General features: G+C 60.2%; 13 protein-coding genes. 9 read left to right on the forward strand and 4 right to left on the reverse strand.

The features are described 5' to 3' along the window. The first annotated feature begins 60 nt into the window (after window positions 1–60). Window positions 61–864, forward strand: a complete 804-nt coding sequence (locus H9642_RS05055) for an MOSC domain-containing protein (RefSeq protein ID WP_251835294.1) — start codon at window positions 61–63, stop codon at window positions 862–864. Here the strand turns inward: H9642_RS05055 and H9642_RS05060 are convergent. Beyond that, window positions 853–2,802 carry a transglycosylase SLT domain-containing protein gene (locus H9642_RS05060; protein ID WP_251835295.1) on the reverse strand — a complete coding sequence of 650 codons (1,950 nt, stop codon included), beginning with the start codon at window positions 2,800–2,802 and terminating at the stop codon, window positions 853–855. The genes H9642_RS05055 and H9642_RS05060 overlap by 12 nt on opposite strands. A gap of 153 nt (window positions 2,803–2,955) precedes the next feature. On the opposite strand from H9642_RS05060, the gene H9642_RS05065 reads away from it, so the two are divergent. Beyond that, entirely contained in the window at window positions 2,956–4,878 is a 1,923-nt protein-coding gene (locus H9642_RS05065) for an ATP-binding cassette domain-containing protein (RefSeq protein WP_251835296.1), read from the forward strand. A gap of 14 nt (window positions 4,879–4,892) precedes the next feature. Then, entirely contained in the window at window positions 4,893–5,579 is a 687-nt protein-coding gene (locus H9642_RS05070) for a DUF6901 family protein (protein WP_251835297.1), read from the forward strand. A gap of 66 nt (window positions 5,580–5,645) precedes the next feature. Here the strand turns inward: H9642_RS05070 and H9642_RS05075 are convergent, their stop codons facing one another. Continuing rightward, window positions 5,646–6,086 carry a universal stress protein gene (locus tag H9642_RS05075; protein WP_251835298.1) on the reverse strand — a complete coding sequence of 147 codons (441 nt, stop codon included), beginning with the start codon at window positions 6,084–6,086 and terminating at the stop codon, window positions 5,646–5,648. A 392-nt stretch (window positions 6,087–6,478) separates the two neighbouring features. Between H9642_RS05075 and fadB the strand changes: the two genes are divergently transcribed. The 6 genes from fadB to H9642_RS05105 all read left to right on the forward strand — a co-directional run bounded on the left by fadB (window position 6,479) and on the right by H9642_RS05105 (window position 13,882). Then, window positions 6,479–8,626: a fatty acid oxidation complex subunit alpha FadB gene (fadB, locus tag H9642_RS05080; RefSeq protein ID WP_251835299.1), complete on the forward strand. Its 2,148-nt coding sequence runs from the start codon at window positions 6,479–6,481 to the stop codon at window positions 8,624–8,626. Window positions 8,627–8,656: 30 nt separating this feature from the next. After that, window positions 8,657–9,832, forward strand: coding sequence for an acetyl-CoA C-acyltransferase FadA (fadA, locus tag H9642_RS05085; RefSeq protein ID WP_251835300.1), 1,176 nt, complete (start codon window positions 8,657–8,659; stop codon window positions 9,830–9,832). Between the two features lie 92 nt (window positions 9,833–9,924). Then, complete coding sequence (locus H9642_RS05090; RefSeq protein ID WP_251835301.1) at window positions 9,925–10,167, forward strand: DUF1653 domain-containing protein; 243 nt, start codon at window positions 9,925–9,927, stop codon at window positions 10,165–10,167. Between the two features lie 104 nt (window positions 10,168–10,271). Then, window positions 10,272–12,878, forward strand: a complete 2,607-nt coding sequence (gene topA / locus H9642_RS05095; protein ID WP_251835302.1) for a type I DNA topoisomerase — start codon at window positions 10,272–10,274, stop codon at window positions 12,876–12,878. Between the two features lie 81 nt (window positions 12,879–12,959). Continuing rightward, window positions 12,960–13,472, forward strand: coding sequence for a DUF6586 family protein (locus H9642_RS05100; protein ID WP_251835303.1), 513 nt, complete (start codon window positions 12,960–12,962; stop codon window positions 13,470–13,472). A gap of 182 nt (window positions 13,473–13,654) precedes the next feature. After that, entirely contained in the window at window positions 13,655–13,882 is a 228-nt protein-coding gene (locus H9642_RS05105) for a hypothetical protein (protein WP_251835304.1), read from the forward strand. Window positions 13,883–13,907: 25 nt separating this feature from the next. On the opposite strand, the gene sulA is transcribed toward H9642_RS05105, so the two are convergent. Beyond that, window positions 13,908–14,372 carry an SOS-induced cell division inhibitor SulA gene (gene sulA / locus H9642_RS05110; RefSeq protein WP_286010177.1) on the reverse strand — a complete coding sequence of 155 codons (465 nt, stop codon included), beginning with the start codon at window positions 14,370–14,372 and terminating at the stop codon, window positions 13,908–13,910. Window positions 14,373–14,389: 17 nt separating this feature from the next. After that, window positions 14,390–15,001 (reverse strand): transcriptional repressor LexA, encoded by a 612-nt coding sequence (lexA, locus tag H9642_RS05115; RefSeq protein WP_251835305.1) that lies wholly within the window; start codon window positions 14,999–15,001, stop codon window positions 14,390–14,392. Window positions 15,002–15,096 lie beyond the last annotated feature (95 nt).

The following is a 15,096-nucleotide window of genomic DNA, read 5'->3' on the forward strand; positions in this document are numbered from 1 at the left end:
GAACAGGCCTGTCCGTTATGCTGGCGGCTTGTCCATTGCGTGCCCCCTGGAGATCCTGTCATGCACCTGTCCGCGCTGTATCGTTATCCGCTCAAGTCTGCCATGGGCGAACGCCTGCAGGCCTCCCCGGTAGACGAGCTCGGCTTGCACGGCGATCGGCGCTGGATGCTGGTGGATGCGGACAGTGGGCGGTTTCTCTCGCAACGTGTACTGCCGGCCATGACCCGGCTGCAGGCTCGCTGGCAGAGTGAGCAGCAGTTGTTGCTTAGCGCGCCGGAAATGTCACCGCTGTTGGTGGACCTGCCTGCGGCCGACCAGGCTCTGCGCTCGGTCAGTGTGTGGAAGGACGAATTGAACGTGCCAGATGCCGGCGATGCGGCGGCGGACTGGGCGAGCCGCTTGCTGGGCCGCGCCTGCCGCCTGGTGTACGTACCTGCGCACCGTACACGGCAAGTAGACAGGCGTTATGCCGGCGACGGTCGGCGCGTGGCCTTCGCCGATGGTTTTCCCGTGTTGCTGATTGGTCAGGCCTCGCTCGAGGACCTGTCGGCACGCGTGGGCCGCCCGTTGGAGATGCGTCGTTTCCGGCCGAACCTGGTTATCGACGGCAGCCTACCCTATGCCGAAGATGGCTGGCGGCGTATTCGCATTGGCGAGGTCGAATTCCAGGTGGTCAAACCCTGCACGCGCTGTGCGATTACTACCCTCGATCCGGATACCGGCGAGCGCAGCGTTGACCTGGAGCCGCTGGCCACGCTGCAGACCTACCGGCGTGGTGAAAAGGGAGTGATGTTCGGGCAAAACCTGCTCGTCGAGGGCGAGGGGCGGCTGGAAGTGGGAATGCCCGTCGAGTTACTCAACTGATCGACCGGCGGTTCGCTGCCACTGCAAGCTGCGCTCGTGACGCTCCACCAACTGCTGCGGGGCGTTGAGTTTCTGGCCGTAGATCACCGAGTAGGTAAGCACGTTCTGCACGTATTGGCGGGTTTCATCGAACGGAATGTTCTCCACCCAGACATCGAATTCCAAGTGGTCGGCACCTCGTAGCCATTGGCGAACTCGGCTGGGGCCGGCGTTGTAGGCAGCCGAGGCGAGGATTCGATTGCCGTCGAATTGGGCGCTGACCTGGCTCAGATAGGCGGTGCCCAACTGGATATTGGTTTCTGGCTTGAGCACCTGGTAGGTCGAGTTCAAGGAAATGCCGAACCTGCGTGCGGTTTCCCGCGCCGTGGCAGGCATCAGTTGCATCAAGCCGATGGCGCCGGCATGGGAGCGTGCGTCGTCCATGAAAGCGCTTTCCTGGCGGGTGATGGCGTACACCCAGCTGGAGTGTAGGCCGCGTGATTTTGCGGCGCTCGTCAGGCTGCTGCGGTAGGGCATAGGGAAGCGGACGTCCAGGTCGTCCCAGTGGCGCGCCTGGCTAAGGGTGCGGATGGCGGGAAAATGCCAGTCCAGGTCGTGGGCGAGCTTGGCTTGGGCGATCAGCTCCTCCCGGCTGAATACGCGGCTGATGTGATACCACTCGCGGCGGGCATCGACATAGTGCCCGCGCGCATGGAGCTCCAGGGCACGACGGATGCCGGCCGTACTGCGCACGCTGTGCAGGGTCTTCGGATCGATACTCAAGGGCTGATGATTGAGGTTGTAAGGACTTTTGATTCGGTCAGCGGCCAAGAAGCCGTAAAAGTCGCGCTCGCCTGCCACCAGACGGTACAGGTCCATAGCATCCCGATTACCGGGTTGCGCCAGTTGCAGGCTGCGTGCGTTCCAGTAGCGCCAGCGACTGCTGCTGGCCAGATCACCGCCCAGGCGCGACGTCAGCTGGTGGGCTTCATCCCAGCGACCCAGGCGCAGCAGCAGGCGAGCCCGCCATTCGCTGACCGTATCGTCGCGTAGCTCCGGGTCGTACTCGGCCATGACTTTCAAGGCGCGGGCGTCGAAACGCTTGGCCAGGGTCAGGCCGATTTCGCGGGCGATGGCGACCTTTTCCTCGGCAGAGAAGCGCAGGCGAGCGGCGTAGTCGTCGAGCAGCTCCAAAGCCAGATCTGCGTTCTGGCGAGCCAGGCGGCGCAGGCCGAGGCCAACGACGTCGGTCATGGCGGTGCTGGTGGAGGAAAACCGGCCCCGCTGGCGCAGCAGTTCGGGATTGTTGATGACGTCCAGCAGCAGGGCGCCTTCGCGACGCAGGGTGCCAAGGCCCTTGACCAGGTAGCTGGTCAGGCCCAGGTTGCGCGCTTCGGCGGCCAGCAGGGCACGTTGCCAGCGCAGACCTTCGCTGGGTTGGCCTTGTTTGGCCCAGAGCGCGAACAGGGCGTCACAGCTCTCGGGTTGGGATTTGCCGACCAACCAGAGGCGTTCGGCCGTCGCCTGACCCGCTTCCCGCTGGCCGTGGGTCAACTGATATTGACCGTACAGACAGTCCAGTTCGGTGTCATTGAGGGCCGGATCGTAATGGTCCAGAAAGGCTTTCCAGTCACTGCGTGCAGCCAGCAGTTTCAACCAGTTGCGCTTCAGGGTGCCGGCCTGAGGCAGGTCGCCGTGCTCAATGAGAAACTTGCTGACCTGAGCGTTGCTGGCCTGTTTCAGCCGTGAATTCAGTTCCGTATAGGCCAGATAGGGCTCAAGCGGATAACGTTGCAATTCCGCACGGTGCCGGTAATAGGGGCCGGCGTCGCCCTTGGCCAGCGCGCGCTGGGCCTGGTCGTACCAAGTGCGTTGCTGGTCGAGACTGGCTGCTTGGGCTGGGGTCATTGAGCCGAGGGCAAGTACCAGGCAGGAAAGATGAAGCAGACGTCGGTACATGGGGCTCCCTGACTACGTAACGCTAGGTGGCAAGAGCTTAGCCGGATGTCTTGCCCAAACCCGTGATCATCCGACGAATGCCCTGTATCAGGCCATTTCGGGAGCTGCGGGCGCGAAGCTGTTAGAATGCGCGCCCTGTTTCCGGAGGCGCCCATGACGTTGCTCAAATTCACCGATGTATCCCTGGCTTACGGCGCCACGCCGCTATTGGAACAAGTGTCCTGGCAGGTGGCCCGGGGCGAGCGGGTGTGCATCATTGGCCGCAACGGCACCGGCAAGTCCAGCATGCTGCGCCTGGTCAAGGGAGAACAGGCTCCGGATGACGGTGAGATCTGGCGAGCGCCGTCGCTAAAAATTGGCGAATTGCCGCAGGAACTGCCGCGCGCCGACGAGCGCACGGTATTCGATGTGGTCGCCGAGGGACTAGCCGGAGTGGGTGAGCTGTTGGCCCAGTACCATCACCTGAGCCAGAACATTCACACCGACGAAGATCTCAACAAGCTCATGCACGTGCAGCAGGAGCTGGAAGCCAAAGATGGCTGGCGTCTGCAGCAACTGGTCGACAGCACCCTGAGCCGCCTGCAGCTGCCGGCCGACAAGACCCTGGCCGAGCTGTCCGGCGGCTGGCGTCGCCGGGTGCTGTTGGCCCAGGCACTGGTGGCAGAACCCGACCTGCTGCTGCTCGACGAGCCGACCAACCACCTGGACATCGGCGCCATCGCCTGGCTGGAAGAAGCCTTGGTGAATTTCAACGGCGCGGTGCTGTTCATCACCCACGACCGTTCCTTCCTGCAGAACCTGGCCACGCGCATCCTCGAGCTGGATCGCGGCCATCTGATCGACTGGAACGGCGACTACGCCAGCTTCCTGGTGCACAAGGAACAGCAACTGGCAGCGGAAGAAAGCGCCAGCGCTCTGTTCGATAAAAAGCTGGCCCAGGAAGAAGTGTGGATTCGTCAGGGTATCAAGGCCCGACGCACCCGTAACGAAGGCCGTGTACGGGCTTTGAAGGCGATGCGCGCCGAGCGTGCCGAACGTCGCGAGCGTCAGGGCAAGGCGACGTTCCAGGTGGAAACCGCGGACAAATCCGGCAAGCAGGTCATCGTCGTGGAGAATGTCAGCTTCGCCCATGCCGGTGGTGAGCCGCTGATTCGGGATTTCTCCATGGTTCTGCAGCGCGGCGACCGCATTGGCCTGCTCGGTGCCAACGGGACCGGCAAGACGACCCTGCTCAAGCTGTTGCTCGGCGATCTGCAACCTACGGGTGGCAGCATTGAAGTGGGTACCAAGCTGGAAGTGGCGTATTTCGACCAATTGCGTCACCAGCTCGAGCCGGAAAAGACCGTGATCGATAACGTGGCCGAGGGTCGTGATTTCATCACCATCGATGGGCAGAGCCGCCATGTGCTCAGCTACCTGGGCGACTTCCTGTTCAGCCCACAGCGTGCCCGTACCCCGGTCAAGGCGCTGTCCGGTGGCGAGCGGGCACGTCTTTTGCTCGCCAAGCTATTCAGTAAGCCGGCCAACCTGCTGGTGCTCGACGAACCGACCAACGACCTCGACGTGGAAACCCTGGAACTGCTCGAAGAAGTGCTGTTGAACTTCCCGGGCACGGTGCTGATGGTCAGCCACGACCGGGTCTTCCTGGATAACGTGGTGACCAGCACGCTGGTGTTCGAAGGCAATGGTCAGGTACGCGAATACGTCGGCGGTTATCAGGATTGGTTGCGCCAGGGCGGCTCGCCACGGCTGCTGGGTGCCAGCGACAAGGCGGACAGTGACAAGGCGGAAAAAGCAGCGGCCAAGAGCGAACCGGCAGCTACCGCATCGCCAGTTAGCGAGCCAGTACCTGCAGCGAAGAAAAAACTCAGTTACAAACTGCAGCGCGAGCTGGAGGCGATTCCGGGGCAGATCGATGCCGTGGAACAGCAGTTGGCAGCCCTGCAAGTGGAGACTTCCGATCCGGCGTTCTACAGCCGTCCGGCGGAGGAGGTCAGCACAGCGCTGGCGCAGCTGGAAAGCCTGCAGCAGGAGTTAGATGGTCTGCTTGAACGGTGGGCCGAATTGGAACATTGACCATGGAGCGCTGAATGGCGATCGAGTACCGGATCATTCTCGATGAAGAGCACGAGTTCAGTTACCGGATCCAACTGGACCGTGCCTATGACCGCAATCTTGCGGTCGCAGCGCCGGCCTGGACGCGACTTGAACATCAGCAGTGCAGCAATTGCCCGCTGAGCAAGAATGACTACAGCCATTGCCCGGCGGCAGTGGACCTGCATCAAGTGATCGAGGATTTTCAGGGCTTGCCGGCCTTCACCCGGGCCATAGTCTGGGTGCGCACTCCCGAGCGGGAATATCACAAGCTGGTGAGCCTGGAAGAAGGCCTGCGCTCATTGCTCGGTGTAATCATGGCGACCAGCGCCTGTCCGGCTTTGTCGCGGCTCAAGCCCATGGCTCAGCAGCATCTGCCGTTTGCCAGCAATCAGGAGTTTATCCTGCGTGCGGTTTCCCTGTATCTGGCGCGCCAGTATTTCAACTTCCGCGAAGGTCGGCGACCGGACTGGGAGCTGCGCGGGCTGGTCAAGCTGTTCCAGCAATTACAGTTGGTCAACCAGGCGTTCTGGCAGCGGATTCACACAACGTGCAAGGCCGATTCCAACCTCAAGGCCTTTCTGACCTTCTTTTCTTTGGCCTCAAGCATGACGGTTTCCCTGGAGACTCAGCTACAGAAAATTCGTCCGCAAGTGATGAGTTCGGGGGACGGGCTGGAGTAAAGGAGGCGCTTGGCTGGCGTGGGCACAATGCAGGGGTAACCTGTGGTTACCCCTTGGCGCAACGGCTTACTCGGCCTTGCGTAGCCGAACCGCCAGCACGTCGCAAGGCGCGCCATGCAACAGGTCGTTGGCGGTGGAGCCGAGCAGCAGCGCCAGGCCATGTCGACCATGGCTGCCGACCACGATCACGTCGCAATTCTGCTCGGTGGCCAAACGGTGAATTTCCTGGCGCGGCTGCCCATAGGTCAGGTGTATGTGGTCCTCGGTCAGTTGCGGATAGCGTCCGGCAAAACCATTCAGACGTTCGCGGGCCTGATCGAACTGCTGTTGCTGCAGCATTGACAGGTCCATGGGCACATCGCCGCCGAAGGCCATGGCCATCGGTTCGATTATATGTACCAGTGACAAGCGCGCCTGATGGGCCTGCGCCAGAGACTGGGCCCGTTCTATGACCGCATGACATTCCTCGGTCAGGTCGATGGCCGCCAAAATGTGCTGATAAACCATGGTGTCTCTCCTTGAACGTGCGAGTGCGGGGTGACTCTAAGTATGACCTTGCAAGACAGATAGCGCCCACCAGGGTTCTAACCCATGGAGAACACGCAGTCCATGGCGGTCATGCAGCGGCCATCCGCATAGGCGCATGAAGAGTCTGTCCCTGTGCTGCGCTAAACGGATCGCGTTTCTCTGTAAATCCCCTAATTGACAAGCGGAGCCTTTTCCACGAAGGTGAGCGCACCCGAATCAAACGATCGTATGAATTGAGCGTTTGCCATGCGCAGCACTCTAAACGCACGACTAGATGCATCGATGGGTGTGCCGGCAATGGCAGGCCGTTTGCCTGTTGCAACCGGCGTCCGATGTATAACTGTTCAGCTTCCATACCTGGAGATCAGTTGATGATTTACGAAGGTAAAGCCATCACGGTTAAGGCTCTTGAGGGCGGCATCGTCGAATTGAATTTCGACCTCAAGGGTGAGTCCGTCAACAAGTTCAACCGCCTCACCCTGAACGAGCTGCGTCAAGCCGTCGACACGCTCAAGGCCGATGCGTCGGTCAAGGGCGTCATTGTCAGCAGTGGCAAGGACGTGTTCATCGTCGGCGCCGACATCACCGAATTCGTCGACAACTTCCAGCTGCCCGATGAGCAGCTGATTGCCGCCAACCTCGAAGCCAACAAGATCTTCAGCGATTTCGAAGACCTCAACGTGCCCACCGTGGTCGCCATCAACGGCATCGCCCTGGGTGGTGGTCTGGAAATGTGCCTGGCCGCCGATTACCGCGTTATGGCCGACAGCGCCAAGATCGGCCTGCCGGAAGTGAAGCTGGGCATCTACCCGGGCTTTGGTGGCACCGTGCGCCTGCCGCGTATCGTCGGTGCCGACAACGCCATCGAGTGGATCGCAGGTGGTGCTGAAAACAGAGCGGATGCTGCACTGAAAGTCGGCGCTGTGGATGCCGTGGTTGCCGCAGACAAACTGCAAGCCGCCGCCCTGGACCTGATCAAGCGCGCCATTTCCGGTGAGCTCGATTACAAGGCCAAGCGTCAGCCCAAGTTGGAAAAGCTCAAGCTCAACGCCATGGAACAGATGATGAGCTTCGAGACCGCCAAGGGCTTCGTCGCCGGTAAGGCCGGCCCGAACTACCCGGCGCCGGTTGAAGCCATCAAGACCATCCAGAAGGCCGCCAACCACGGTCGCGACAAGGCGCTGGAAATCGAAGCTGCCGGCTTCGTCAAACTGGCCAAGACGCCGGTTGCGGCCAGCCTGATCGGTCTGTTCCTCAACGACCAGGAACTCAAGAAGAAGGCCAAGGTTTACGACAAGCAATCGCGCGACGTGAAACTGGCCGCTGTTCTGGGCGCTGGCATCATGGGGGGCGGTATCGCCTATCAGTCGGCGGTCAAGGGCACGCCGATCCTGATGAAGGATATCCGTGAAGAGGGTATCCAGATGGGGCTGAACGAGGCCTCCAAGCTGCTGGGTAATCGCGTTGACAAGGGCCGCCTGACCGCCGCGAAGATGGCCGAGGCGCTCAACGCCATCCGTCCGACCATGTCCTATGGCGATTTCGGCAACGTCGACATCGTCGTCGAAGCCGTGGTCGAGAACCCGAAGGTCAAGCAGATCGTGCTGGCTGAAGTAGAAGAGCAGGTGCGTGAGGATGCAATCCTGGCCTCCAACACCTCGACCATCTCCATCAATCTGCTGGCCAAGGCGCTCAAGCGTCCGCAGAACTTCGTCGGTATGCACTTCTTCAACCCGGTGCACATGATGCCGCTGGTGGAAGTGATCCGTGGCGAGAAGTCCAGCGAAGAGGCGGTTGCCACCACCGTGGCCTACGCCAAGCAGATGGGCAAGAACCCGATCGTGGTCAACGACTGCCCCGGCTTCCTGGTCAACCGCGTGCTGTTCCCGTACTTCGGCGGCTTCGCCAAGCTGGTCAGCGCCGGTGTGGACTTCGTGCGCATCGACAAGATCATGGAGCGCTTCGGCTGGCCCATGGGCCCCGCGTATCTGATGGACGTGGTCGGCATCGACACCGGCCACCATGGCCGCGATGTGATGGCCGAAGGCTTCCCGGATCGCATGAAGGATGATCGTCGCTCCGCCATCGATGCCCTGTATGAAGCCAACCGCCTGGGGCAGAAGAACGGCAAGGGCTTCTACGTTTACGAGACCGACAAGCGCGGCAAGCCGAAGAAAGTCGTGGATGCGTCCGTTCAGGAAGTGCTGGCGCCGATCGTTTACGAACAGCGCGAAGTCACCGACGAGGACATCATCAACTTCATGATGATTCCGCTGTGCCTGGAAACCGTGCGTTGCCTGGAAGACGGCATCGTCGAGACGGCTGCCGAAGCTGACATGGGTCTGATTTACGGCATCGGCTTCCCGCCCTTCCGGGGCGGTGCGCTGCGTTACATCGATTCCATCGGTGTAGCTGAATTCGTTGCCCTGGCCGACAAGTATGCCGACCTTGGCCCGCTGTATACCCCGACTGCCAAGCTTCGTGAAATGGCCGCCAACGGCCAGAAGTTCTTCGGTTAACGCGGACAGAACAGAGCGAGATAGAGAGATATGAGTCTTAATCCGAGAGACGCGGTTATTGTCGATTTCGGCCGCACCCCGATGGGCCGCTCGAAGGGCGGCATGCACCGCAACACCCGTGCCGAGAACATGTCGGCGCACCTGATCCGTGAGCTGCTGAACCGTAACGACAAGGTCAACCCGGCCGAAGTCGAAGACGTGATCTGGGGCTGCGTCAACCAGACCCTGGAGCAGGGCTGGAACATCGCCCGCATGGCGTCGCTGATGACCCAGATCCCGCACACCAGTGCTGCGCAAACCGTCAGCCGCCTGTGCGGTTCGTCGATGAGTGCGTTGCACACTGCCGTGCAGGCCATCCAAACCGGCAACGGCGATGTATTCGTCGTCGGTGGTGTGGAACACATGGGTCACGTCAGCATGATGCACGGCGTCGATCCGAACCCACACATGTCCCTGTATGCCGCCAAGGCCTCGGGGATGATGGGGTTGACCGCAGAAATGCTTGGCAAGATGCATGGCATCAGCCGCGAGGCGCAGGACGCCTTCGGTGAGCGTTCGCATCGTCTGGCTCACCAGGCCACCGTCGAAGGCAAGTTCAAGGATGAAATCATCCCGATGCAAGGCTACGACGAGAACGGTTTCCTGAAGGTTTTCGACTACGACGAAACCATTCGCCCGGAAACCACCCTGGAAAGCCTGGCGAACCTGAAGCCGGCGTTCAACCCCAAGGGCGGCACCGTGACGGCGGGGACCTCCTCGCAGATCACTGACGGCGCGTCCTGCATGATCGTCATGTCCGCCCAGCGGGCCAAGGATCTGGGTATTCAGCCAATGGCGGTGATTCGCGCCATGGCGGTTGCTGGTGTCGACCCGGCGATCATGGGTTACGGCCCGGTGCCGTCCACTCAGAAGGCGCTCAAGCGTGCCGGTCTGACCATGGATGACATCGATCACGTCGAGCTCAACGAAGCTTTCGCGGCCCAAGCGCTGCCGGTCCTCAAAGACCTGAAGCTTCTTGACAAGATGGAGCAGAAGGTCAACCTGAATGGCGGCGCCATTGCTCTGGGCCACCCCTTCGGTTGCTCTGGTGCGCGTATCTCCGGTACTCTGCTTAACGTAATGAAGCAGAACGGCGGTACTCTGGGCGTGTCGACCATGTGCATTGGTCTCGGCCAGGGCATCACCACCGTCTTCGAACGCGTTTAAAGCGCTCGCGGCGGATGACGAAACCGGGGCCTTGTGCCCCGGTTTTCGTTTACAGCAAAAATAATTCCCTACAGGGTTACGAAGGTTTGCCGATGAAGTTAACAGCCGGCCTTTATCGCCATTACAAAGGTCACGAGTATCGCGTTTTCGGTGTTGCTCAGCATTCCGAAAGCGAAGAATGGATGGTGATCTACCAAGCGCTGTACGGTGAATACGGCCTGTGGGTCAGGCCGATGAGCATGTTTTGTGAGACGGTTGAAGTCAACGGCGAGCGTTTGCCACGTTTTGCCTTGATCCAAGCGGAAGAGCCGCAGATCGGCCAGCGCCCGGATTGAAGATTGACGTCAGTCCCTTGACCTCGTATTGATCACCACTATATATAGCGGTGCCGCATAAGTGGCCCGCCTCCTCTTTATTGAATTCAGGAACTTTCCGATCCATGGGTAAATCGCTGGTCATCGTGGAATCACCGGCCAAGGCCAAGACCATCAACAAGTACCTGGGCAACCAGTACGTGGTGAAGTCGAGCATCGGCCATATCCGTGACCTGCCTACCAGCGGTTCAACGGCTAACAAGGAGCCGGCCAAACGCGGCAAGGCTGCGGCCGGTGAGGCGCCTGCGCTGTCACCCAAGGAAAAAGCCAAGCGCCAGCTGTTCACGCGTATGGGAATTGATCCCGAGCAGGGTTGGAAGGCCCGCTATGAAATCCTGCCGGGCAAGGAAAAGGTTGTCGAGGAGTTGCGCCGCCTGGCCAAGGATGCCGACACCATCTATCTCGCAACCGACTTGGATAGAGAGGGGGAGGCGATTGCCTGGCATTTGCGCGAGTCCATCGGTGGCGACGACAGTCGCTACAAGCGCGTGGTGTTCAACGAGATCACCAAAAAGGCCATCCAGGAAGCCTTCTCCCAGCCCGGCGAGCTGGACATCAATCGCGTCAATGCCCAGCAAGCACGCCGCTTCCTCGACCGCGTGGTGGGTTACATGGTCTCGCCACTGCTCTGGTCAAAGATCGCCCGTGGCCTGTCCGCCGGGCGCGTGCAGTCGGTGGCGGTGAAACTGGTGGTTGAACGCGAGCGAGAGATTCGCGCCTTCGTCCCGGAAGAATACTGGGAGGTGCATGCTGATCTGGGCACCGCCAAAAAAGATCAGGTGCGCTTTGAAGTGGTGCGCGAAAAGGGCGACGCCTTCAAGCCGCTCAACGAAACCCATGCCATGGCCGCGCTGGAAAAGCTCAAGGCTTCCAGCTACAGCGTCGTCAAACGCGAGGACAAGCCGACATCCAGTAAGCCGTCGGCGCCGTTCATTACCTCGACCCTGCAGCAGGCAGCAAGCACTCGCCTGGGCTTCGGGGTGAAGAAAACCATGATGATGGCCCAGCGTCTCTACGAGGCAGGTTACATCACCTATATGCGAACCGACTCGACCAATCTCTCGCAGGATGCCGTCGAGATGGTGCGCAGCTTTATCAGCAGCGAGTACGGTGATCAGTACCTGCCGGAAAAAGCCAACGTCTATTCCAGCAAGGAAGGCGCCCAGGAAGCGCACGAAGCCATTCGCCCCTCGGATGTCAATCTGCGCCCGACCCAGTTGTCTGGCCTGGAGCGTGACGCCGAGCGGCTGTATGAACTGATCTGGCGCCAGTTCGTGGCGTGCCAGATGCCGCCGGCTAAGTACCTGTCAACCACCGTCAGCGTTGCTGCAGGTGATTTCGAGCTGCGCGCCAAGGGCCGCATTCTCAAATTCGACGGCTACACCCGTGCGTTGCCGCAACAGAGCAAACCGGGCGAAGACGCAGTGCTGCCGGACATGGCGCAAGGCGAAGCTCTGGCGCTGATCCAGCTTGACCCCAGCCAGCATTTCACCAAGCCGCCGGCACGCTTCTCCGAAGCCAGCCTGGTCAAGGAGTTGGAGAAGCGCGGCATCGGGCGACCGTCCACCTATGCAGCGATCATCTCGACCATTCAGGATCGTGGCTATGTGACGGTGCAGAATCGTCGCTTTTATGCTGAAAAAATGGGCGATATCGTCACCGACCGCCTCGCAGAAAGCTTCTCCGACCTGATGGATTACGGCTTCACCGCCGGTATGGAAGAGCGCCTTGATGACGTCGCCCAGGGCCAGCGCGACTGGAAGGACCTGCTGAACACCTTTTATGGCAAGTTCCGCAAGAATCTCGACGTGGCCGAAGCCAGCGAAGGCGGCATGCGCGCCAATCAGCCGACCCTGACTGATATTCCCTGTAAGGAGTGCGGCCGGCCGATGATGATCCGCACGGCTTCCACGGGCGTGTTCCTGGGCTGCTCCGGTTACAGTCTGCCGCCCAAGGAGCGCTGCAAATCAACCCTCAACCTGGTTCCGGGCGATGAAATCGCAGCGGACGACGAAGGCGAGTCGGAATCACGCGTGCTGCTCGGCAAGCATCGCTGCGCCAAGTGCGGCACGGCGATGGATGCCTATCTGCTGGATGAGAAGCGCAAGCTGCACATCTGCGGTAATAATCCAGATTGCTCTGGCTATGAGATCGAAGAGGGCCAGTTCCGCATCAAGGGCTATGAAGGCCCAAGCCTGGAATGCGACAAGTGCGGCAGCGAGATGCAGCTCAAGACTGGGCGTTTCGGAAAATTTTTTGGCTGCACCAACAGCGACTGCAAGAACACGCGCAAGCTGCTGAAAAGCGGCGAGGCGGCGCCGCCCAAGAGCGATCCGATCCCGATGCCGGAGCTCAAGTGCGAAAAGGTCAACGATACGTATGTGCTGCGTGATGGCGCCTCGGGATTGTTCCTGGCCGCCAGCCAGTTCCCCAAGAATCGTGAAACCCGTGCGCCGCGCGTGTTCGAGTTGATTCCGCACAAGACCGAGCTGGATCCGAAATTCCACTACCTGCTGAGCGCGCCGCAGAAGGACCCAGACGGTAATCCGGCAGTGATCCGCTTCAGTCGCAAGACCAAGGAGCAGTATGTGCAGTCCGAGATCGACGGTAAGCCGACGGGCTGGAAGGCGTTCTACGCCGACGGCAAGTGGAAGGTCGAAGACAAGCGCTGATTGCGTGATGAAATGACGAAGGGGGCGGCCAACGAGGTTGCCCCCTTTTTGGTTGTACCAGTCCCCGTGGGAGTCAAAAGCATGGCCCGTGAGCGTTATACCCGAACCAATCAAAAGCTTTATTTTGCGGCGCTGGCGCTAGAGAGCTGGCGCGCCGCGAACCTGTTGAGCGCGGTGAATGCCTCAGGACGGGACCAAGCCGAGCGAGAAGCCGCGCTGTTTCATTTGCATGGCGCCGTACTGGCGCTCTGTCACGAAATTGCCGGTTATTACCGCATGCCCGAAGCTGGGCAGATCGAGGCGTTTCTGGATGCTGCGCGGCTGACTGACAAGCCCAATCCGGAGTTGAGTGAGTTGGCCGAGCTGGCGGGCCGCCAGAATTCCTGGCTTGGCCAATTGCTACGTGCCCACGCTCTGCTGCTGCAGCCACCACGCGAGACGGCCAAGGTCGAACCGGCAACTTCATCGTCGCTGATCACTGCGATCAATCTGGGCGAAGAGGAGGCGACACTGACCCCGGAGCTCCTGGATATGTGGCGCAGTGAACTCAAAACGCTGGTTCTGCGCTTCAGGGAGGGCTTGAGCGAAAACTGATCCGTCTCGCCTGCGGGTGCTTCAGGCGCGGCGTCAGGGTGTCTGCGGGCCTGCTTCCTGGCGTGGAATGCTCCTTTGCTAGTCCGAAGCACAATCAGAGGCGACAAAAGGCCAACGGACTCTAGGGCATTGAATTGCGTCGCTGCTACAATGCGCGGCCTTGTGTAGGAATCCGAGAAATTATGTCGACTGCCTTCCTGGAAATCGTTGAACTGTCCGATGGGCGCATTGTTCTGCGTCGTGCGGATGACGAGGAGGCACTGGTGACGCTGGAATTCTCCTCTGATGCCCGCGCCTTTTTGAATGAGCAGCACGTCGAGGTGGCCAAGGCCATGTTGAGTGTCGGCTTGCAGATGGCCGGACGTATGGCCGAAGGTGACTTTCAGGATGCGGAACGCGTTCTGCATTGACTTAGGTGGCTTGGCGTTCCTTCTTTCAATCCAAGCGAATATTCAGACTTTGCGCGCCGCCTTGGTGAGCAGCGTTGGCGAGTAATCGGCACGCGGAAGGCGCAAGGGGCTGTAGCCAACTGATCACGGTGTGGCTTCGCCCCAGGCGCAAGGCTTCGCAGGCAAGGTTCAGAGCGCTTTGTTCGCCCCGTGGTTGCAGCAGCATGATGCGTTCGCGATTAAGTTGAGCATCGCGCAGCCAGGCCGGGCTGATCAATGCTGGCGGCGCAATGAGTGTCAGCCAACGGGCGTCTGCAGCCAGGCTGAGCTCGCGAAAAATGGAGCCCAGCAAGTATCGGCAATGCTGATACGAGCCGCGTAGCGCTAACTCGCTGAAGGTCTCCGTCGTATCAACGGGCGCAGTGTCGAGCAGGGTTCGACCTGGCGATGCCATCAGTACGGCACCGAACAGGCCGGGTTGGAGGCGTTCTGGCGAATGCGAGTACTGCATGGAAGCTCCTTGCCAAGTTAGCGGCGTATTACGCCGACGCTCAGCCCTTCGATGGTCAGTTGTTGATGCTTCAAGTCGACTTCAATGGGTGCGAAGTCGGGATTTTCAGCCAGCAGCCAAACCTTGCTGCCTTCCCGTTTGAAGCGTTTGACGGTGACTTCATCATCCAGGCGGGCGACGACAATCTGCCCGTTGCGTGCTTCACGGGTGATGTGCACTGCAAGTAGGTCGCCATCGAAAATGCCGACGTCTTTCATGCTCATGCCATGGACGCGCAACAGATAGTCGGCCCGTGGCTTGAACATGCCGGGGTCAAGTTTGCAGGAGTCTTCGATGTGCTGCTGAGCAAGAATCGGCGCACCGGCAGCGACGCGGCCGATGACCGGAAGACCGTCATCTTCGCTGGCAATGGCGTCAGATTCCGGGATGCGAATACCGCGTGAGGCGCCTGGAGTCATCTCGATAGCACCTTTACGTGCGAGGGCTTTCAGGTGCTCTTCGGCAGCGTTGGGAGATTTGAAACCGAGTTTCTGGGCGATTTCTGCACGCGTAGGAGGATAGCCATACTGTTCCAGGCTGTGCTTGATGATGGCCAGGATCTCGGCTTGGCGGGGCGTCAATTTCAGCATGTCCAGACTCTGTCTATTTATCCAGTGACTGGGATTATATACAGTAGTTTGAAGAAGGGGCAATCAATCCTTTGGCTCATACGAAGAGCGCAAAG

Origin of the sequence: Serpens gallinarum (assembly GCF_014836765.1) — a bacterium.
GTDB classification, from domain to species: Bacteria; Pseudomonadota; Gammaproteobacteria; order Pseudomonadales; family Pseudomonadaceae; genus Serpens; species Serpens gallinarum.

Excerpts from the sequence above, each read along its gene's own strand:
- H9642_RS05055 (WP_251835294.1), top strand. The coding sequence starts at position 61 with ATGCACCTGTCCGCGCTGTATCGTTATCCGCTCAAGTCTGCCATGGGC.
- H9642_RS05060 (WP_251835295.1), bottom strand. The coding sequence starts at position 2,802 with ATGTACCGACGTCTGCTTCATCTTTCCTGCCTGGTACTTGCCCTCGGC.
- H9642_RS05065 (WP_251835296.1), top strand. The coding sequence starts at position 2,956 with ATGACGTTGCTCAAATTCACCGATGTATCCCTGGCTTACGGCGCCACG.
- H9642_RS05070 (WP_251835297.1), top strand. The coding sequence starts at position 4,893 with ATGGCGATCGAGTACCGGATCATTCTCGATGAAGAGCACGAGTTCAGT.
- H9642_RS05075 (WP_251835298.1), bottom strand. The coding sequence starts at position 6,086 with ATGGTTTATCAGCACATTTTGGCGGCCATCGACCTGACCGAGGAATGT.
- fadB (WP_251835299.1), top strand. The coding sequence starts at position 6,479 with ATGATTTACGAAGGTAAAGCCATCACGGTTAAGGCTCTTGAGGGCGGC.
- fadA (WP_251835300.1), top strand. The coding sequence starts at position 8,657 with ATGAGTCTTAATCCGAGAGACGCGGTTATTGTCGATTTCGGCCGCACC.
- H9642_RS05090 (WP_251835301.1), top strand. The coding sequence starts at position 9,925 with ATGAAGTTAACAGCCGGCCTTTATCGCCATTACAAAGGTCACGAGTAT.
- topA (WP_251835302.1), top strand. The coding sequence starts at position 10,272 with ATGGGTAAATCGCTGGTCATCGTGGAATCACCGGCCAAGGCCAAGACC.
- H9642_RS05100 (WP_251835303.1), top strand. The coding sequence starts at position 12,960 with ATGGCCCGTGAGCGTTATACCCGAACCAATCAAAAGCTTTATTTTGCG.
- H9642_RS05105 (WP_251835304.1), top strand. The coding sequence starts at position 13,655 with ATGTCGACTGCCTTCCTGGAAATCGTTGAACTGTCCGATGGGCGCATT.
- sulA (WP_286010177.1), bottom strand. The coding sequence starts at position 14,372 with ATGCAGTACTCGCATTCGCCAGAACGCCTCCAACCCGGCCTGTTCGGT.
- lexA (WP_251835305.1), bottom strand. The coding sequence starts at position 15,001 with ATGCTGAAATTGACGCCCCGCCAAGCCGAGATCCTGGCCATCATCAAG.